This is a genomic window from Anaerobium acetethylicum (assembly GCF_900096945.1).
Classification (GTDB): domain Bacteria; phylum Bacillota; class Clostridia; order Lachnospirales; family Lachnospiraceae; genus Anaerobium; species Anaerobium acetethylicum.
Genome location: NZ_FMKA01000020.1, coordinates 18,106 through 39,109 on the forward strand (window position 1 = coordinate 18,106; position 21,004 = coordinate 39,109).

Consider the following 21,004-nt stretch of genomic DNA (forward strand, 5'->3'; position numbering starts at 1 on the left):
GATTTTTTGTAACATGTTTTCAGCATCATTGTACATACGAATGACATTATCATTAGTCTTGAAGTACAAAAAATAGGCCTAACAAGACTTATAGTGTTGATAAATTCCTTAATCAGGAGCAGCACCAAAATAGTGCAAGTGAAAAATTAAATTGGTATTTCATTCAAAAAAGCTATTGACACATATTTAAGAATATAGTAACATCATGTTATATCTTGTATATACATGTAAAGTTCAGTATCTTGTATTTAAATTTTAAAATTGAAAGGGGTTTTTTGTATGTCTAAATATTCAAATTTATTTTCAACAATCAGACTAGGTTCACATGTTTTAAAAAATCGTATCATAATGCCCGCAATGGACACTAGCCTTTGTAATGCAGATGGAACTGTATCCCCAGCATTGTGTAGTTATTATGCTAAACGTGCCAGAGGTGGCGTTGGTATGATTATAATTGAGTATACTTCTGTAGATTATCCAAGTGGTCTTGGAAGTTCCACGCAATTAAAAATCAATGATGTTGCGGGAATTCCTGAATTTCAGAATATCTCGAATACTCTTCATGCTTATGGTACTAAAGTACTTGTACAATTACATCATGCTGGGGCACGTTCTGTTTCAGTTCCTGGAACACAACTTGTTGGACCGTGTGATGCAGGAAAAGTACATGGTTTGACAGAAGCTGAGATTAAAGATCTTATAGGTAAATACGTCGTGGCTGCACAGAATGCCCAGAAGGCGGGTATGGACGGTGTTGAAATCCATGCTGGTCATGGATATCTAATAAACCAGTTTCTTTCACCATTGACGAATCTCCGTACTGATGAATATGGCAGTGATACGATTGGACGCTCGCGCTTCCTGGTAGAGACTATTCGTCGTATTCGTGAGGCTTGCGGCAGGGAATTTCTTATTAGTGTGCGTCTCGCAGTTAAAGACTGGGATCCTAAAGGCCTAAAGCTTGAAGAAGGCGTTAAGATTGCGAAGATTATAGACAATGAAGATATTAACTTAATCAATATTACTACAGGTATAAAATACAAACATTTTGGGGCATCTGAAACGCAGGATAGACCTGACGGTAACCGTCTGTCTCTTGCAGAGGCGGTTAAACCATATGTTAAAACGCCGATTTCAATTGTTGGTAAATTGCGAACGGGTGAAATGTGTGATAACGCTATCAAAGAGGGAATTACTGATTTGGTTGCGGTTGGCCGTCAGCTTATTTGCGATCCGGAATGGCCAAATAAGTTGCGCTTTGGTAAAGAAGCAGAAGTGCGTAAATGTTTAAATTGTTTAGAAGGATGCTATGCATCTATTGGAGCCATGCGCGGAGTTCGTTGTGTAATTAACCCTTATTGTGGTTTCGAAAGTATTTATGATGAAGGGAATCTTCCTTTGTCATCAAAAAAACGTAATGTAGTTGTAGTAGGTGGTGGTGTAAGCGGAATGCAGGCAGCCATAACAGCAGCTGAACGTGGTCATAAAGTAACCTTATTTGAAAAGAGTCCTGTATTAGGGGGACAAATGAATCTTGCGGCTATTCCGCCTGATAAGGAAATTTTGCTTTCATCAATTGAATATTTCAGTGGGCAATTAGCTGAAAAAAATGTAGATATTAAATTAGGTGTTGAAGCAAATGTTGATAATATTTCTGCTTTGTCACCGGAATTGGTTATTCTTGCGTCTGGCTCTTTGCCGTTTGTTCCACCAATTAAAGGAATTGAGAGAGCGACCGAATCCTGGGATGTATTACGCTCGGATAAAAAACCACAAGGAAAGCATATTGTTATTATTGGTGGTGGCAATGTTGGCTGTGAAACAGCATTACATCTTTTGGAATATAATAACAAAATCACTATTATTGAAATGCTTTCATCTGTTTCTAATGGTCAGGAAGCTTCGCATCGCATGAGGGATCTTGAAATATTGGAAACTAGTGGCGTGAAGATTCATACCCTTGCGCGTGTTGAAGAGGTTTCCGAGCAAGGAGTTTATTTTACTGATAAAGATGGTGAATTACAGTTTGTGGAATCTGATTTTGTTGTTGCTTCTACAGGTCAGCGTCCGACAGGCAGCATACTCTATGATGCACTTGAAGAAAAGGGCCTGCGTGTAGAACGTACAGGTGATGCAATCGCAATGGGTAATATTCGTACTAACGTATTAAGTGGATTCCTTGTTGGATACAATTTATAAACCCTCTCTATTATTATAGTTTTTTATATAGCTGATCAAGAAGATAAAGATGTTCGATCGTGTTTTATCAAATTGTCCGGTTTGTTGCTTTTTCGCGAAGTTTATTATGCGAACCGGACTATATCTATAACTTGAAGATGAGGAAAATGCAACTTATACTATCGATAATATTTAGAGCGGATTCAGAAAGGGGAAATAAAATGTATAAACTGTTTATTTTTGATTTGGATGGTACGCTGGCAGATACAGTTGAATCAATAGCCTATTCCGCTAACCGTTCGATAGAAGAGGCTGGATTTGTTCCGCATGAAGTCTGTAGGTACAGGGAATTTGCAGGCGATGGAGTCAAGGCATTAATTAGGAGGACTTTAGTGGCTGCAGGCGATGCCGACTTGAGATATTATGATCAAGTATATTCCAGATATAATAAAATTTTTGCAGATAATTGTATGTATAAAGTTTCAGCCTTTGAGGGAATTCAGGAGTGCCTTGATAGCCTAAAATCGCAAGGTATAAAAATAGCTGTTTTATCAAACAAGCCTCATGACAGAACCGTAGATGTTGTGGAGAAGCTTTTTGGAAAAGGCTATTTCGATATTGTACAGGGAGAGACTGACAGCATACAAAGAAAACCAAGCCCACAGGGCGCGTTGATGATTGCCGAAAAATCGCAGGCAGCTCCTGGCGAATGTGTGTATGTAGGTGATACAAATACAGATATGATTACAGGAAAAAGCTCGAAGATGCTTACTGTCGGTGTGACATGGGGATTCAGGGATCGGGAAGAACTCGAGAAAAATCATGCGGACCTGATAATCAGTAATCCGTCGGAATTGCTGGAGCTTTTGTGAATTGAAGTATCTGTAGATGCTATCCTTCGCGACTAAGAGGGAGGGATATTTGGTGTTGCGGCGCCTTCCATTATACTTGGGAAAAGGGGAATGTTGTTTTTGTGAAAAAAACAGTGTAATCCTTTGATGAATATAGGTTTCAACAAATAGAGTAGTATAAAATTTTATACTAACTACATTTTATGGAGGAATGAAAAAATGTCAAATACTTTCCGGTTTTTTATGCCGAATGTAAGTCTCATGGGAGCCGGCTGCGTGAGCGATGCTGTTCAAAGTATGCTTGATCTTAAATTCAGAAAAGCACTGGTTGTCACTGATCAAGTTCTTGTAAATGTCGGCGTTGTTGGCAAGGTAACAGATAAACTTAAAAAGGCAAATATTGATTTTGTGGTTTATTCGGGCACAAGTCCAAATCCTACAGTAGCTAACGTAGAAGCCGGACTTTCTCTTCTTAAAGAAAATACTTGCGATTTTGTTGTTTCAATAGGTGGTGGTTCACCACATGACTGTGCTAAAGGTATTGCTTTATTGGCTACCAACGGTGGCAGTATCAAAGATTATGAAGGCGTAAATAAATCTCAAAAACCACAATTACCTTTAATTGCAATTAATACAACTGCTGGTACTGCAAGTGAAATGACAAGATTTGCGGTTGTAACAGATGAAGATAAGCATATTAAAATGGTTATCGTAGATAAAAATGTAACACCAATAATTGCAGTTAATGATACGGAGCTTATGATGAATATGCCAAAATCTTTAACAGCTGCAACAGGTATGGACGCTTTAACGCATGCAGTCGAAGCATATGTATCAACTATTTCAACACCAATTACGGATGCTTGTGCATTGAAAGCAATCCGGCTTATTTCAGATTTTTTACCAAGAGCTGTTGAGAATGGTCAAGATGGTGAAGCAAGAGAAATGATGGCCCATGCAGAATATTTAGCGGGAATGGCATTTAACAGCGCTTCATTAGGATATGTGCATGCAATGGCTCATCAGTTAGGTGGATTTTATAATTTGCCACATGGAGTATGTAATGCTGTTTTATTACCACATGTACAGAGGTTTAATGCCAAAGTCGTACCTGGTAGATTAGCAGAAATTGCAAAGTCAATGGGAATTTCAACGACTGGCTTAGATCACAGTGAAGCCGCGAATGCTGCTATTGAGGGCATTGTTGAACTTTCTAAAAAGGTCGGTATTCCGAGTGGCATAGCAGAACTTGGCGTTAAAAAGGAAGACATAGATATTCTTGTTGAGAATGCATTAAAAGACGCTACTGGCTTAACCAATCCAATTCAGGCTACGCCTGAAGAAATACGCAGCATTTATTTAGCAGCATTCTAGTAAAACAAATGAAAATCTTTTTCAATATCTATTTAATAATTGAGCCAACAGTTTACCTTATGGAAACTGTTGGCTCAATTCACTGCATATTCTCCTTGAAGAAAAGATATAATTATTAAGTTGTGATTATAATACCTTTTTAATCAATATTCTTAAAACGGGAGTCTTTTAAATTGTTATTCTACGACACCCCATTTTTGAGCTTGAGACAACAAAGAATTAGAGCCGATTAGACTATGAATAAACACATGATAAATAATTTATAACATCTACAAGTATATGATTGTCATTATCCGAACAGATATAATCGGCATTCTGTTTTATGATATCTTTCGCGTTTGCAACAGCTATTCCGATACCTGCATTATTAATTAATTCCAAATCGTTATCATTATCGCCAATGGAAATACATTGGCTTAGAGGAATGTTGTGATAATCGGATAATACCTTTAAAGCAACCCCCTTATTTGCTTCATTGTTAATGATTTCAATATAAATAGGATAGGAATAACTAAATTTGAACGGAAAGTATTCGGTTTGACTCTTCATATCAAGAAAAGATTTGACTTTTGCAAGACTAGAAGGATCCCATGCAATTATTATTTTTTGCCAATCCTCATGGATTGTATCGGTAGATTCGGAAGATAGCATAATTGGATTTAATTTTTCGATATTCATATGGAAAGCAGTTTGCTCATTTTGTGCAAGAATATAAGTTGAGGAAAGAGTGATGATTTCAATGCCTACTTCTGAAAACAAATTGAGTATTTCATAAACAAGACTCTTTGCACTTTGATCAAGAGGAAAATGCCATAATGTCGAATTGGACTTGTAATCATAAATTACACTTCCGTTATAAAGTATTGCAGGGGTATTGAGTGGCAGATTAAGCAATCGCACTGATGGATCAGTTCTACCGGTAGCGACGGTAAAAAGCCCCCCTAAACTTGTAAAATAATTGATGGCATCAAGATTTTCCTGACTGACAAAATGGTCGCTGTTAAGAAGAGTATCATCTAGATCAGACACCAATAATAAATCTTTAAAAATCATAGCATGGTTTTGTGGTATGTTAAAAATTGAAATGATAATCCCTCCTTATTAAAAGCATAGCTATTTATTGGGTGTTAAGTTCGATTTTCAAGGTTATTTTGTCACCCCTAAAATATACTCTGGTGTATTCGAAAATAACACCTGAACTGGTTGAGATTAAATCCTGCAGTAGGATTAAAGGAAACTTCGGTTTTACCCCTAATATTTCAGCTTTAGGCCCGTCTGCCAAATAAGATTCTAAGGTTTCTGTTACCTTACCAGGAGTAAGTGAACACTGATCACTTAATATTTTACATAATTGTTCGTTAGCTAAATCATATTGGTCCAGATCTCTACATAATTCGGCAGGGACAAAAGATTTGTGATAGCTAATAGGAGTTCCATTTGCAGACCGTACGCGATTGATTTTGAACACTTCGGCTCCAGGAGTTATCCCCAATTTCTTTGCAAGAAAATCATCGCATTTAACTTTGGTGACATCGAGCAATTTCGTTTCCACTTTATATCCTTTGTTTTCTAACTGATTTCTTATACCGGAGTACGATAAAGAAGACATCTCAATTTTAGGTTCACTAACAAAGGTACCTTTTCCGGGAACGCGGTAGAGCAATCCTTCTGTTACTAATTGGGTAATAACGGATCGTGCTGTCATACGGCTAATGCCATATATTTGACTTAGCTCATTCTCCGATGGGATAACATCGTTCGGTTCCCATTCTCCCGTTGATATTTTTTCCCGGATAATATTTTTTAACTGAACATACAAAGGAGTAGAATTTGCACGTTTTAATTCACTTGGCTTAGCTGCTTCTGTAATCATAAATTTCCCCTTCTTTTAGTTGGATAGTTGGAATGTTTCTGTGTTTATAGTTTCTTCGTAAATTAAAAATCTGCGTGAAGTCTTGCCTCTTAACAGACTGATTTCGAGGCGAATACGGATGTTCTAAATTAATTAGACTATAATACAAGTATATACAATTTAGAAGCTTATTTCAAGAGATATTTTACAGATAACTCCTTAGTTTGTTTCAGAAAGTGCTCATTAAAAAGTGAATTTAAAAATAGGGAATCAAAATATCTTTGCTTGGATTAAAAAAAGCCACAAGAAAATGGTAAATATGCACAAAAATCATGTGCCTAAATTGTGTTTAGTGTAAAAATGATAAAATCAGATTGACAAAAAGCAACATAGGTATTATCCTGTATATACAGGTAAAACAAAGCGCGCTGTATTACGTATGTAGATAAGAGTATTAAAAATATTATTAAGAAGAAAGGTGGGATTTTAGTAAAAGGAAATTAGAAATAATGTTTTAGACCAGAATTATGTTTTTGCAATTTAAAGTATGTTAAAGAAACTATTGTGGTTAATTGTGAAAAGTCCCCATTTGCTGCGGCAACAGAAAATGGGGAAATGAATGAATCTATTGCTAAATTATTCAATTAATTTTAACACAATTAGTCTCAAAATGCAAATCATAGTAACTGTAATTTAATTTAAGTTGCTATCGGATGAATTTATTCAAGGAGGTAGAATGTTGGATATTCTAATTATTATTTTCATAGCATTTTGTGCAGGTGCATTTGGAACGGCATTAGGCGCATTAGGAGCAGTCATCATGACAGCTATGGCAGGTCTTGTTGGTATTATAGGCAATATTTGCGGTGCTGATTTTAATTTCGTATCAAGTGTAGCATTTGGTCTGATTTTAGGACCACAGGTATCATTTGGTCCTGCATGTTGTGCGGCTGGATATGCAAAAAGAAAAGGATATTTGAATTCAAGTAAGGATATAGTAACGCCATTGATTTCACTAAGGAAACCAGATGTTTTGATAGTGGGTGGATTATTTGCTGTTGCTGGATATTTTGTCAATATGGGAATTGGAAAAATGCTCCCTGGTAAAATAGATAGTATCGCACTTACAGTTGTTTTGATTTCATTAGCTGCAAAAGTTATGTATGGCACAGATGGTCTGCTTTCTATTATCGGAAGAACTCCAGAAGAAGTGAAAAAAGCGGGGGGACGTTACAGTATACATAATCAAATGGTGTGGATCCGCTACCAAACAACAGGTTTAGAAAATGTACTGATTGGCGTATTTGCGGGTGGCATGTCCTCCTATTTAACCTATATTATGTTACAGACAGCTGAAAAAACTGGAAATGCAGGCATTGCGGGAGTAGCAATTCTCCCGGGATGGGCAATAGCAATCATATGCTTTTTCTTAAATGTATCAGGACTTGCTATTCCAGTATTTCATCATATTTGCCTGGTTGCGTCGTATGCAACTTTTGCATCATTTTATGGATCGGCTGGTGGGGCATCCTGCCTGTTATGGGGAGTTGCTTTTGGAATTTTAGCTGCTTATGCAGGAGATCTTTTAGCAAAAACATTTACTTGTTTTGGTGAAGGATTTGTTGATCCACCGTCTATGGCAATTGCCACATGTTCTATTCTACCATTATGGATTATACCTTCAGTTGATGGTTTTAATCCTGATAATACAAGCTATTGGGTTATACCAATTGTATTAATAGCCTTTTTGTCTGTAGTTGCGTTCTATCAGGAAAGTGCAATAAAGAGGCGTGTTAATATGAAAAATGTATCAGAAGAAACCAACTATTGATTAAAAAAAACATCAGGAGGTCAAATTATGAATAACAAAAAAGCTAAATATGCCTTAGGAATAGATGCAGGAACAACCGGTTGTCGTACATTGATTTTTGATTTGAAAGGTAATACAGTAGGAGAAGCTTATGAGGCAAATCCATTAAAGTTTCCAAAGCCAGGCTGGCTGGAACTGAATCCGCAGTATATTATTGAAAATTGTTATGCATCTACGAAAAGGGCAATTAAAGAATCAGGAGTGGACCCGGAAGAAATTGGTTCGGTATCGTTTACATTCATGAGATCAAGTTTCGTTTTAAGGAAACATGATGGTTCATTTGTTAGAGATATTGTTATGTGGCAGGATTTACGTTGCCAGGAGATGTTCCCTTGGATGAAAGACCAGATTGCTAAAAATGGCATGACAGAAGATGAGTTTTATGAATTATCAGGATTCCCTTTATGTGCAACAACTTGGCCGTCGGCAAAAATATACTGGGTAAAGAAAAATGAACCTGAATTATATGAAGCAGCGGATGTTATCCATTCCATTCATGCATTAGTAATGAATGCTTACGGTGCTGATGGATTTATTGATGACAAAGAAGATATTGGCTGGTGGGGTATTATAAATGGAACAACTTTCGAATATGAAAAAAAATTAGCGGACATGTTTGAAGTTGACATAGATAAGTATGCTAAAAATGAAAGATCAGGAAAAGTTGTAGGCGAGGTAACTAAAGAGGTTGCAAAGAAAACAGGACTTGCAATCGGAACACCGCTTGTTGTAGGTTGTGGAGACCATCAGTGTGCTGCAATCGGACTTGGAAACAATCATGAAGGAATGGTCTCGCTGGCCATGGGTACTTGTGGCTTATTGGTTGCACATTCTCATGTACCACCAAGGGATCCTAATTCATCCTGTCAGGTTTTAGGAACGCCAATGGATGGCGAGTGGGAAATAGAGGCTCATTCAAATGCTGCAGCTTCAAGCTTCAGATGGCTGCGTGACGCAATAATGCAGACTGAGATGGAAGTTCAGAAGCAGACCGGGATTGACGTCTACGACTTAATGACAGCCCAGGCTGCAAAGGCGAAACCAGGATGTGATGGATTGATTTATCTTCCTTGGAATGCCGGAGCAAATTGCCCACATTATGATCCTTCAGCACGTGGTGCCTTTATTGGATTCACTTTTGCGCATGGAAAACCAGAAATTATTCGTTCCGTTATGGAAGGCGTATTATATGATATAAAAGATATGTACTTTAATCTTTTACAGGCAGGATTACCTGAATTTAAGGTTATGCGTCTGACTGGTGGTGCAGCAAGATCAGATCTGTGGTGTCAGATGACAGCAGATGTTCTTGGTATTGCAGTAGAAACAGTTGAATCTGAAGAAGCTACGGCATTAGGTGCAGCAATGATTGGTGCAACAGGAGCTGGTATATTTGATTCCTTACAGGATGCAATTGATAACATGGTTCATGTAAAGAAGAGGTTTGAGCCAAATCCTGAGAATGTGGAAATATATAAGAAATTATATGAAATATTTACTGATTCTTATAATGCGCTTAAAACCGATGTATTTCCTAAAATTTCAAAATATCAGGGATATTGATTTGATTTATGCCAGACGGTAAATAGCCAAATTTATCAACTTACATAATTACATTTAACGAATAACCTCCCGGTAAGGGAGGTTATTCTGCATAAATGGAAGTAAAAGTTATCCGATTTGTAGGATTTATCGTTACTATTCGTAGAAAAAAACACAGAAATGTAAATAAAAAAGGAAATAAAATTTCTGTATTGACGGGATAGGAAATTGGTGGTATTATACCTGTATATACAAGTATAATACATTTTGAACAAGTTAATATTAATCAAAGGAGGTAAGATAATGAAAGGCAACTTTAACATTGAAAGAGCAGAAAAGTTTGCACATCGTGTGCGTTGGCATATTGTCGAAACGGTAATAAGACACGGCGAAGGCCATGCAGGTCCATCTTTATCATGTACTGATATTCTAGCCACTTTATACAATGGGGTGATGAAATATGATCCTCAAAATCCGAAATGGGAAGATAGAGACAGGCTGCTTGTAAGTGGCGGACATAAATGCCTCGGCTTATATGGAACTTTGGTAGAAGCTGGATTTTTTGATGAATCTGTACTAAATGAATATAACAAATTAAATTCACGTGTTCCAGCACATCCAGATATGAAAAAATTACCAGGAATTGATTTTTCGACCGGTTCATTAGGACATGGATTGCCATTAGCTTGTGGAATGGCATTAGCGGCAAAAAAGAATAAAAAAGATTATCGGGTTTTTGTCATTATGGGAGACGGCGAACAGGGTGAAGGCTCTGTTTGGGAATCAGCTTCTTATGCAGCTGCAAAAGGCCTGGATAATATAGTTGGAATTCTTGATCGCAATGGGCTGCAGATTAATGGAACAAATGCTGAAGTTTGTAATACGGCACCGCTGGAAGAGAGATATAAAGCATTTGGCTGGGATGTAGTAATTGTAGATGGGCATGATGTAGGAGAAATTCAAAATGCATTACAGTCTGCCCCTGTTAATAAAGGCAAACCAACTATGGTTATATGCAATACCATTAAAAGCAAGGGAATGCCATTTGCTGAAGGCAGTGTGAAATATCATCATTGGCATCCTGGTAAAGAAGAAGCAAACATGGCTGTTCAGGCATTAAGAGATTATCAGAAAGAGAGGTGGGGAGAATGAGCATAACGGATCCTAGAGAAGCATTTGCAAAGGCACTTGAAGAAATTGGTGATAACAATGACAAAGTTCTCGCGGTTAGCTGTGATAGCGCAAGTGGAAGCGGTTATTCGCCGTTTATTTCAAAATATCCCGACAGATATGTAGAGGTTGGAATTAGTGAGCAGACTGGAGTTGATATATCGGTAGGATTGGCAGTAAATGGATTTATTCCTGTAATCTCAGCGATTGCGCCATTCCTTTCAATGAGAGCCTATGAGCAGGTAAGAAATGATGTGGGTTATTCCAATACCAACGTGAAATTAATTGGATCATCTAGTGGATTATCCCATTCACCAGCGGGCTCAAGCCATCAGGCAAATGAGGATATGGCATTAATGAGAACTGTACCAAACATGGTTGTGATTAATCCTGGAGATTGTTATGAAATCGCAATGTCACTAAAAAAAGCAGTTGAGTATGAAGGCCCTGTTTATATAAGAATGCCGAGACATCCGTTGGAAGATATTCTCCCGATAGAAGAAAGAGATTTTGAAATCGGAAAAGCTGAAGAAATCTGTGATGGAAAAAGTGGCATAACAGTTATTGCTTCAGGAACAGTCTCAAATGAGGCTAAAAGGGCAGTTGAAGAATTAAATAAAGAAGGAATCAGCTGCGGAATGATAAATGTACATACCGTGCAGCCTTTAGACCAGGAAATGATATTAAAACATGCCTCAAAAACGAAATTGATGTTTACAGTCGAAGAGCATAGTATCATTGGAGGATTGGGCGATGCCGTAGCGGCTACAATCACACAGCTGGAAGGAGCACCAAGACTAGTGAAATTAGGAATTTTACCTGGTGCAGTTAATACAGGTCCTTACAGAGAGTTATTAGCAGCATATGGCTTAACGCATGAAAAAATTAAGGAATCAATAAAAAAGGAAATGTAAAAATAAAAATTGAAAATAAAAGGAGAATGTAAAATGACTACTGAAATCAGATCAACAATTAGTACTTTAGGTCTTCCAACAGTTCGCGGCGAAGAAGGATACCTTGCCCGTGTAAAAGATTTCCCAATTACACTTGACTTGGTAAAAAATTTAAAGGGTATAGCTAACTTTGTAGGCGTTACACCAAAATTTAAAGAAGTCATTGATTATTTCAATGTGGCCGAAGGTGAAACACCAGCAGGTTTCAAAGTTGAATTTGAACTTGATTCCGAAAACGTATTACGAGCTGATTTAGTCCGTAATATTTCATATGACAAGAATGGCCAGAAGAGGCCGACAAACCTGCTGTTTTCGGCAGATAGTGCAAATCCATATGAAGTAGCCCCAATCAAAAATTTGTTGGCCAATTTAACTTGCAACCCAGGAATTATTTATGATTTATTTATCAATAATCCTAAAGCAAACATTGGAAATCAGTTTAAAACACGTGACGAGGTTATGAGTGAAATCGGCAAAATCCTTGGACCGGGTGCAGATATCAGTGTAGAATTAAATGATCCATTTGGTAAGAGTGATGCTGAAATTTTAGAGGAAGCAGCAAGGTTTAAAGAACTTCTTTCAGAGCACAGGGTCGTAATTAAAGTGCCGCATACAGGACCAGTTAATAAAGATAATGTCAAAGAGCTTCTGACAGGAGACAAAAAGTTTTCGAAAAAATACAATGACGTCTCAACAGCCGATGCATTACGTGGACATAATATGGCGCTTATGCTGCATGAACATGGATATAGAGTAAACTTTACATTAATGTTCGAACCTTATCAGACTGCTTTGGCTTTACAGGCAAGACCATATTTTATCAATAGCTTTATTCGACATAGATTAATGCAGTCAGTGGACATGAAAAATTATCTTGATCTATATGCAGTCACTAAAGAAATAAAATACCTGGAGGCATTAAAGAGCTTTATGGTAGATAAGGATTTCCTTCCTGTAAATGCAAATGTTGATTTATCTGCGGTGAAAGCAAAAGCAGAACAAATGTTAAAATATAGGAATTTTGATAATAAAGAAGGCTCAGATGGGCTGGATGGCGTTAGACATAACTTACGTCTTTTACGTCAAACAAACATGGAAGACACCCGTTTAATTCTCTGCAGTATGGAAGGTGATGATAACTATCCGGATATTGACAGATTGTTGGCTTCCGATGAATATGGAGATATGGCTGGACGCGTTGTTTTAACAGCTGAACCTAATTATTTAGCGCAGTTTACTACAACCAACCAGGTTGTTACATATCAGAGAAGATTTATGAATGCAGCAAATGGAGCGCAATAGAATATAGAAAGATACTTAATTATATAAAAGCAGGCATTCAAACATACCTGCTTTTATTAGAAAATGATTCTGTCACAATTCTGTGCTGCTAACGTAAAATAGAAGTATTTTCGTCAGCCATTGTGGCAGAGTCAAATTTAAAAGGAGGAATTGCAATGAAAACAAAAACATTTTTGCAGGAACTGCAACTAGCAAAAACCAACAATTATGCTGTGGGGGCATTTAATATCTTTAATTATCTTTCGGCACAGGCAGTAATTCGTGCAGCTGAGAAGTTAGAATGCTCGGTTATACTGCAGACATCTACTGCAACAGTAAAAAAATTCGGAACACAAGAATTAAATGCTATGTTAAGACAGTTGGCTTGGGGTGCATCTGTTAATGTGATGATACATTTAGATCATTGCCAAGATGTTGAAATGGCAAAAGCATGCATGGATGCAGGATGGGACTCTATAATGTTTGATGGTTCGCATTTTCCTTTAGAAGAAAATATTGCAAAAAGCAAAGAAGTTGTTGCATACGCCCATCCACGAGGAATATGTGTAGAAGGTGAATTGGGGAAAATATCAGGAGTAGAAGATGAACTTCAGGTAGAAGCGCATAATGCTACAAATGCTAATTTGGAAGACTCTATCAGGTATGTGAATGAATCTGGCGTTGATGCCTTTGCTCCGGCAGTGGGCACAGCACATGGCGTATATACTGGAGTTCCAGTTATCAATTTTGATTTGGTCGCACAATTGAAAGACCAAATTAGTGCACCAGTGGTTATTCATGGAGGAACCGGACTAGAAGAAGATGTATTTAAACGATTAATTAAGAATGGCGGCGCCAAGGTAAATGTTTCAACGGCAATCAAGCATGGATATATTGATGGCTGCAAAGAATTTATTCAAGAAAATCCAACGAAGTTAGAACCGCTTGCAATGGATCGATACATAAGTGAAAAAATCGAAAGCATTGCTTCATACCATATGAGACTTTTCAGAGCGAGGTAAGAGTATGTCGAATAGTAATAATATCCCTAATTATAAATGCGATCTGCATGGACATACCACAAGATCAGACGGTTCAGATAGCCCGAAAGAATTTATTGATAATGCCGTTTATTCCAAAATGAAAATAGTCGGAATAACTGATCATGATGTGCTGCCGCCAGAAACAATTACAGTTAATGGAAATGAAATGGATATTATTGAGTATGCAAGTAAAAATGAACTGATTTTACTTAAAGGGATTGAAATTTCATGTGAAACAGATGTTGAAGATGTTCATATCGTATGCTATGGATGCAATTGGAAGGATCCGTTTTTTGGAAAACTTGAGCAGGATGTAGTTAAATCAAAAATTGAAAGTTACAAAAAACTTGTGGATCGATTAAATGAAAATGGCATTCATATTTCCTGGGAAGAAGTACTTGATAATAATGGAACACCTGTAAAAGAAGAGCAAATCCAGAAGAAGATGATTTTTGAATTAATGGCTAAACGAGGGTTTGTAAATGAATGGAAAGACGCAAAACTATTGGTAAAAAATCATGCTGAATATGATATTAAACGCGAAAAGCCTGATCCTGCAATGGTTATAAAAGAAGTACACAGATGTGGAGGAATTGCAATTTTAGCACATCCATACCTGATTTGCGAAAATCCAATAATAGCCGGGAAAAATATAACCAGAGATGAATATATTGATTATTTGATTGAAAATGGAATTGATGGAATTGAAGCTTGCTACACTTATGACAAAACAAGTTATAGTGGAACGAAAAGCAAGAGCGAGATATATGCTGAGGTGATAAAAAAATATTCTGATAGAGTTTCCATTTTGTCTGGCGGATCGGATTATCATGCGGATCATAAAAAAGGGGTTAAGGATGCGAGATATATCGGGGAGTGCGGAGTGTCAGAAAGTTACTTTTTTTCTAATGATTTATTGAACAATTTAATTACATTTTTTCATTAAAAGTAATTGTGAGTTGTTGGATCAGTCATTGGAATTCGCGGTATCAGAGAGGAATATTAAAATGAAAGCGAAAATACTTAAACAAACGAAATTATTGGCTGCAAAAATGAGACGTTACATTATCGAAGAAGTATACAGTGCAAAAAGCGGGCATCCCGGAGGTTCATTATCATGTGCTGATTTTATTGCAACATTGTATGACAACCATATGAATGTTGATTCTAAAAAGCCCAAAGACATTAATCGGGACCGTTTTGTGTTATCAAAAGGCCACTGTGCACCGGCACTGTATGCGGCATTAGCATTGAAAGGTTTTTTCCCGATTGAGGATCTGAAAACTTTTCGTGGAATCAATAGTTATTTGCAGGGACATCCAAATATGAACTCGGTACCGGGAGTGGATATGTCGACTGGTTCTTTAGGGCAGGGGATATCTACGGCCGTAGGGATGGCGCTTGTAGGAAAGCGAGAAGAGAAAAATTATAAAGTATATACAGTCTTGGGCGATGGAGAGATAGAAGAAGGACAGGTTTGGGAGGCAGCAATGTGTGCGGCACATTATCAGTTAGATAATTTATGTGCTTTTCTGGATTATAACGGACTCCAGATAGATGGTAATATTACAGATGTTATGAATCCTGAAAAGGTTGCAGACAAATTCAAGGCCTTTAATTGGAATGTTATTGAATGCAACGGTAATGATATTGTAAAATTAAATAATGCCATAAGTAAAGCAAATCAGTATAAAGGGAGACCAACCATTATCATCGGAAAAACAACCAAAGGAAAAGGCGTTTCATTTATGGAAGGTAAATACCAATGGCATGGCAGCGTTCCAAACCAAGAACAATATGAACAGGCTTGTCAGGAATTGAATGCAGTAATTGCAGAGTTGGAGGGTTAAGATTATGCCAGAAACAAAAAATAAGATTGCAACAAGAGAAGCATATGGAAGAGCACTTGTAGAATTTGGTGCAACAAATGATTTTTATGTTTTAGATGCAGATCTTTCAAAGTCAACAATGACAACTTATTTTAAAAACGAATATCCGAGACGCCATATAAATATGGGAATAGCGGAAGGAAATATGATGTCAGTCGCCGCTGGTATCGCCGCTGTCGGGAAAACGTGTTTCGCAAGTACATTTGCAGTGTTTGCTGCAGCACGTGGATGTGAACAGATTCGTAATTCGATTTGTTATCCAAACCTAAATGTAAAAATCGGAGCTACCCATGCAGGAATTTCAGTTGGCGAAGACGGAGCATCTCACCAGGCAATAGAAGATATAGCAATAATGCGGGCTATACCCAATATGCATGTTGTACAGCCATGTGATGCAGTTTCAACAAGACTAGCGGTAAAGGCAGCTTTAGAAACGGATGGACCATTTTATTTAAGATTAGGACGTTTAGCTGTAGACGAAGTATATACAGAAGAAAACTGTAATTTCAAATTAGGCAAAGGCATTGTATTAAAGAATGGCTTCGATTTAACTATTATTACATCCGGACTCATGGTCCAAGAATCATTGAAGGTTGCAAAATCACTTGAAAAGAAAAATATATCAGTGAGAGTGGTGGATATGCATACAATAAAACCTATTGATGAAGAACTTATTATACAATGCGCGAAAGAAACAAATAGGATAGTCACAGTAGAAGAAAGTAACATTTATGGCGGATTAGGAAGTGCTGTTGCAGAGATTTTATGTAAATATGAACCCTGTAAAATAAAAATGATCGGAATCGAAGATAAATTTGGCAGATCCGGTAAGCCAACAGAGCTATTAGAATATTATGGACTGTCAGCTGCTAAAATTGAATCGCAGATTGTTGATTTTTTAAATGATAAATAAGGGAGGATGCAAATATGCATGCTACATATGAACAATTACCCATGTCTATCGCAGATAAATTAGAAAACGGAAACGGGACCATAGAAATCAAAGAAATCATACCAGAAGGTCATAGACCTGAAAATTGTGAAAGGTTTTCAATCGTAACACTAAATAGGCGTTGTTCTATTGGTACACACAAATTACTTGGAAAACAAGTATTTGTCAGTGTTTTAAGCGGAGAAGTCATTTCGGAACATCAGGGATCTTTCGTAGTTTTAAAAGAAGGGGATATGCTTAAGACAAGCAATGGATCTGAGTCACGTTTTGCAAATATAGGTAAACTTCCATGTGTTTTGCTTGTATGTTCTTTTTATGATGAACCTGCTAAATAGAATGGTTGGGAATTTATGGTTTTAGTAAAATATAAAATTTTGGGGAAGGGGTGCGGTTTTGAAAAGTAGTATAGTTTTTTTTGATATTGATGGCACGATATTTGATTTTCAACACGGTGTGATTGAAAGTACAAAAAAGGCGATTAAGGAACTTATTGAGAATGGACATTATGCGGTTTTATGCACTGGAAGAAGCCGTGCTCGTGTTTATGACGACATATTCATGGATATCGGATTTAGCGGAGTTGTGGCAGGGTGTGGGACTTATGTGGAATATGAAAAAGAAATATTGTGCAATCATGAAGTTCCACACCATATAGCGAAATCAGCAGTAAAAACCTTAAGAAAATATGGATTGGTTCCAGTATTAGAAGGAAGTCAATATATGTATTATGATTTAGATGAATATACTACAGATATCGACTATTATCGAGATAAAATAGAAGAAAAAGTGGGCATTAATAGGAAACCGATTACAGGAAATGAAAATACACTTTACATAAATAAAATCAGTGCAAAAAAGACTCCAAATTGCAACCTTGAAATGGCAATAAAGGAATTGAGCCCCTATTACTATCCAATACAGCATGAGGGAATCACCGTTGAATTCGTTCCACACGGATTTTCCAAAGCCTCCGGAATTGAATTTCTTATCAAAAAGCTGGGGAAAAACAAAAGGAACACATTTGCATTTGGTGATAGCATTAATGATTTCGATATGATTCAATATGTGGAACATGGGATTGCTATGGGTAATAGTTCAAAAACACTAAAAAAAGTGGCCGACTATATTACCACGGATAGACTAAACGACGGAATATATAATGGATTGAAACACTTTGAATTAATATAAGTCGAAAATCGAACGACATGTAGGAGGCTCAACAATGAATTTAATATTATTAGGCGACAGAGTCGCTATCAAGCCACTAGTCAATGAAGAAAAAACAAAATCAGGCATTGTATTATCTGGTCAAAAAAAAGAAAATTCCCAGCAGGCAGTTGTTGTAGCCGTTGGACAAGAAGTGACTATGCAAATCAAACTGGGAGACAAGGTTGTTTGCTCAAATTATGCGGGAACAAAAATAAAATTAGGCGAAGAAGAATATATCTTTGTGACACAGAATGATATTTTAGCAGTCATTGATGAGGTCCGCTCATAAGAATGCTTGTCTTGTATTGATTTTATATAGAATAGCTGTAACCTATTTTAAACAGTCCTGAAGGTAGAAGTAAAAAAACAAAAATAAAATCGTAGACTATATAAGTTACTATCTCTAGCGATAATGATTTAAAAAGCAGTATCGAGGGAGGCGTAAGGATGGAGCCAAAGTGGTTGAGCTGGGCGAAGAAATTGCAAGCTATTTCGCAAGCGGGGTTAACATATTCAGAGAACAAATACGACATCGAGAGATTTCAGCAAATCAGAGACCTCTCTGTTGAAATATTAAATGAATACACGGAAATAAACAATGAAAAAATAAAGGATTTATTTTGTAATGAGACGGGCTATCAAACTCCCAAAGTGGATATAAGAGGTGCCATTTTCAAAGAAGATAAGATATTGATGGTTAAGGAAAGGATTGATGGATGCTGGTCAATACCTGGAGGTTGGGCAGAATATAATTTATCGGTAAAAGAAAATATAGTAAAAGAAGTTAAGGAAGAAGCTGGATTAAATATAGTTCCTCAAAAAATAATTGCAATATTAGATAAAAACAAGCACAACAAACCAATCACTCCTTATGGAATATACAAGATATTCGTCCTTTGCGAGCTGATAGATGGTGAGTTTGAAAATAATATAGAAACCGAAGAAAGTTGTTTCTTTGCTTTAACAGAATTACCTTCGTTATCATTGGAACGGAATTCGGAAAATCAAATTAGAATGTGCTTTGAGGCAAAATCCAACAATAACTTTTTTACAATGTTTGACTAGGTAGTTTTAATGTTCAATAATTTTATTATATAAAATCACATAAAGAAAGAGGTGAATTTTAGTGAGATGGTTATCCTAAACCATTTCGCTAAATATAAATATGGCAAAAGAAATTAAGTATGGCGCAGATGCAAGAATAGCACTTGAATCCGGCGTAAACCAATTAGCAAATACAGTAAGAGTGACTTTGGGACCAAAGGGAAGAAATGTAGTTCTTGATACACAATATGGGGTTCCATTGATTACAAATGATGGTGTTACCATTGCAAAAGCAATTGAGTTAGAAGATGCCTTTGAAAATATGGGGGCTCAGTTAGTTAAAGAGGTTGCGACTAAGACCAATGATGTGGCCGGTGATGGAACTACGACTGCAACGGTACTTGCGCAGGCAATGATTAATGAAGGAATCAAAAACCTTGCTGCAGGTGCAAATCCAATTATATTAAGAAAAGGTATGAAAAAAGCGACAGATCTTGCTGTTAAAGCAATTGCAGAGATGAGCAGTACACTTACAGGAAAAGATCAAATTGCAAAAATAGCAGCTATTTCAGCTGGAGACGAAGAAGTTGGCAACCTGGTTGCAGACGCTATGGAAAAAGTTTCAAGCGACGGCGTTATCACTATTGAAGAATCAAAAACAATGAAGACCGAATTGGACTTAGTCGAAGGCATGCAGTTTGACAGAGGTTATATTTCGGCATACATGGCTACAGACATGGATAAAATGGAAGTGGTTCTTGATAATCCATATATTCTTATCACAGATAAAAAGATCAGTAGTATTCAGGAACTTCTTCCTATTCTTGAACAGATTGTTCAGGCAGGAGCAAAACTTCTTATAATTGCCGAAGACATCGAAGGCGAAGCGCTTACAACTTTGATTGTCAATAAGTTAAGAGGTACATTTTCGGTTGTAGGTGTCAAGGCTCCAGGATATGGAGACAGAAGAAAAGCTATGTTAGAAGACATAGCAATTTTAACAGGTGGCCAGGTGATTTCCGAAGAATTAGGCTTAGACTTGAAAGAAATCACAATCAATCAACTGGGCCGTGCAAAATCGATTAAAGTTCAAAAAGAAAACACGGTAATAGTTGATGGTGAAGGAGATAAGTCAGGTATATCTGCAAGAATCACTCAAATTAGAGCACAAATTGAAGAAACCACATCAGATTTTGATTTGGAGAAATTACAGGAACGGCTTGCCAAATTAGCTGGTGGCGTAGCTGTAATCCGTGTTGGTGCTGCAACTGAAACCGAAATGAAAGAGAATAAACTTCGTATGGAAGATGCACTTGCAGCTACAAAAGCAGCTGTTGAAGAAGGCATTATCTCAGGCGGAGGATCAGCATACATTCATGCTTCAAAAAAAATTGTTGATCTTGCTAATAGTCTTGAGGGAGACGAAAAGACTGGGGTCAAAATTGTTATGAAAGCTCTCGAAGCTCCATTATTTCATATCTCAGCAAATGCCGGATTAGAAGGCGCCGTTATCGTCAACAAGGTAAGAGAAATGGAGCCTGGGATAGGCTTTGACGCTCTTCGTGAGGAATATGTTAATATGGTGAAATCAGGAATACTAGATCCTGCAAAAGTGACAAGAAGCGCTCTGCAGAATGCTACAAGTGTTGCTTCAACTCTTCTCACAACGGAATCCGTTGTTGCGAATATCAAAGAATCTGCCACTTCACTTCCAACCGGGACCCCTGGAATGGGTATGATGTAGTTCAATAAGAACATGAAATGATCAGCAGCTGTTTTGAACAATTCATTAGCAA

Annotated in this window: 19 protein-coding genes; 17 read left to right on the forward strand and 2 right to left on the reverse strand. The window is 37.1% G+C overall.

Annotated features, from left to right (window positions below; translation table 11 throughout):
* The first annotated feature begins 279 nt into the window (after positions 1–279).
* The 3 genes from BJR36_RS13760 (at position 280) to yiaY (ending at position 4,403) form a co-directional block, all read left to right on the forward strand.
* Positions 280–2,199 (forward strand): NAD(P)/FAD-dependent oxidoreductase, encoded by a 1,920-nt coding sequence (locus BJR36_RS13760; protein ID WP_091235375.1) that lies wholly within the window; start codon positions 280–282, stop codon positions 2,197–2,199.
* 137 nt (positions 2,200–2,336) lie between these two features.
* A complete protein-coding gene (locus BJR36_RS13765; protein ID WP_242875582.1) occupies positions 2,337–3,050 on the forward strand; it encodes an HAD family hydrolase in 714 nt (237 codons plus the stop codon).
* A 198-nt stretch (positions 3,051–3,248) separates the two neighbouring features.
* Complete coding sequence (yiaY, locus tag BJR36_RS13770; RefSeq protein WP_091235378.1) at positions 3,249–4,403, forward strand: L-threonine dehydrogenase; 1,155 nt, start codon at positions 3,249–3,251, stop codon at positions 4,401–4,403.
* Between the two features lie 234 nt (positions 4,404–4,637).
* Here the strand turns inward: yiaY and BJR36_RS13775 are convergent, their stop codons facing one another.
* Both BJR36_RS13775 and BJR36_RS13780 read right to left on the reverse strand, forming a co-directional pair.
* Positions 4,638–5,456 (reverse strand): Cof-type HAD-IIB family hydrolase, encoded by an 819-nt coding sequence (locus tag BJR36_RS13775; protein WP_091235380.1) that lies wholly within the window; start codon positions 5,454–5,456, stop codon positions 4,638–4,640.
* A 64-nt stretch (positions 5,457–5,520) separates the two neighbouring features.
* A complete protein-coding gene (locus BJR36_RS13780) occupies positions 5,521–6,276 on the reverse strand; it encodes a GntR family transcriptional regulator (RefSeq protein ID WP_091235382.1) in 756 nt (251 codons plus the stop codon).
* A gap of 715 nt (positions 6,277–6,991) precedes the next feature.
* Between BJR36_RS13780 and BJR36_RS13785 the strand changes: the two genes are divergently transcribed.
* The 14 genes from BJR36_RS13785 (at position 6,992) to groL (ending at position 20,952) form a co-directional block, all read left to right on the forward strand.
* A complete protein-coding gene (locus tag BJR36_RS13785) occupies positions 6,992–8,086 on the forward strand; it encodes a DUF7973 family transport facilitator (RefSeq protein WP_091235384.1) in 1,095 nt (364 codons plus the stop codon).
* Positions 8,087–8,113: 27 nt separating this feature from the next.
* The gene (locus BJR36_RS13790) at positions 8,114–9,688 is read left to right on the forward strand and encodes an FGGY-family carbohydrate kinase (RefSeq protein ID WP_091235386.1); all 1,575 of its coding nucleotides are present in this window, start codon (positions 8,114–8,116) and stop codon (positions 9,686–9,688) included.
* A gap of 282 nt (positions 9,689–9,970) precedes the next feature.
* The gene (locus BJR36_RS13795; protein WP_091235387.1) at positions 9,971–10,819 is read left to right on the forward strand and encodes a transketolase; all 849 of its coding nucleotides are present in this window, start codon (positions 9,971–9,973) and stop codon (positions 10,817–10,819) included.
* On the forward strand, positions 10,816–11,751 hold the full coding sequence (locus tag BJR36_RS13800) for a transketolase family protein (protein WP_091235389.1): 936 nt from the start codon (positions 10,816–10,818) through the stop codon (positions 11,749–11,751). Before BJR36_RS13795 ends, BJR36_RS13800 begins: the two co-directional genes overlap by 4 nt.
* A gap of 33 nt (positions 11,752–11,784) precedes the next feature.
* Positions 11,785–13,092 (forward strand): transaldolase family protein, encoded by a 1,308-nt coding sequence (locus tag BJR36_RS13805; RefSeq protein WP_091235391.1) that lies wholly within the window; start codon positions 11,785–11,787, stop codon positions 13,090–13,092.
* 155 nt (positions 13,093–13,247) lie between these two features.
* Complete coding sequence (locus BJR36_RS13810; protein WP_091235392.1) at positions 13,248–14,093, forward strand: class II fructose-bisphosphate aldolase; 846 nt, start codon at positions 13,248–13,250, stop codon at positions 14,091–14,093.
* Between the two features lie 4 nt (positions 14,094–14,097).
* Positions 14,098–15,060: a PHP domain-containing protein gene (locus BJR36_RS13815; RefSeq protein WP_091235394.1), complete on the forward strand. Its 963-nt coding sequence runs from the start codon at positions 14,098–14,100 to the stop codon at positions 15,058–15,060.
* 61 nt (positions 15,061–15,121) lie between these two features.
* Entirely contained in the window at positions 15,122–15,964 is an 843-nt protein-coding gene (locus BJR36_RS13820) for a transketolase (RefSeq protein WP_091235395.1), read from the forward strand.
* Between the two features lie 4 nt (positions 15,965–15,968).
* A complete protein-coding gene (locus BJR36_RS13825; protein WP_091235397.1) occupies positions 15,969–16,916 on the forward strand; it encodes a transketolase family protein in 948 nt (315 codons plus the stop codon).
* Between the two features lie 14 nt (positions 16,917–16,930).
* A complete protein-coding gene (locus BJR36_RS13830) occupies positions 16,931–17,290 on the forward strand; it encodes a cupin domain-containing protein (protein ID WP_091235400.1) in 360 nt (119 codons plus the stop codon).
* Positions 17,291–17,348: 58 nt separating this feature from the next.
* Positions 17,349–18,143, forward strand: a complete 795-nt coding sequence (locus tag BJR36_RS13835; protein ID WP_169823704.1) for a Cof-type HAD-IIB family hydrolase — start codon at positions 17,349–17,351, stop codon at positions 18,141–18,143.
* Positions 18,144–18,177: 34 nt separating this feature from the next.
* Entirely contained in the window at positions 18,178–18,453 is a 276-nt protein-coding gene (locus BJR36_RS13840) for a co-chaperone GroES (RefSeq protein WP_091235403.1), read from the forward strand.
* A gap of 158 nt (positions 18,454–18,611) precedes the next feature.
* Positions 18,612–19,229, forward strand: coding sequence for an NUDIX hydrolase N-terminal domain-containing protein (locus BJR36_RS13845; RefSeq protein WP_091235405.1), 618 nt, complete (start codon positions 18,612–18,614; stop codon positions 19,227–19,229).
* A 100-nt stretch (positions 19,230–19,329) separates the two neighbouring features.
* Positions 19,330–20,952, forward strand: a complete 1,623-nt coding sequence (gene groL / locus BJR36_RS13850; protein ID WP_091235408.1) for a chaperonin GroEL — start codon at positions 19,330–19,332, stop codon at positions 20,950–20,952.
* Positions 20,953–21,004: the final 52 nt, after the last annotated feature.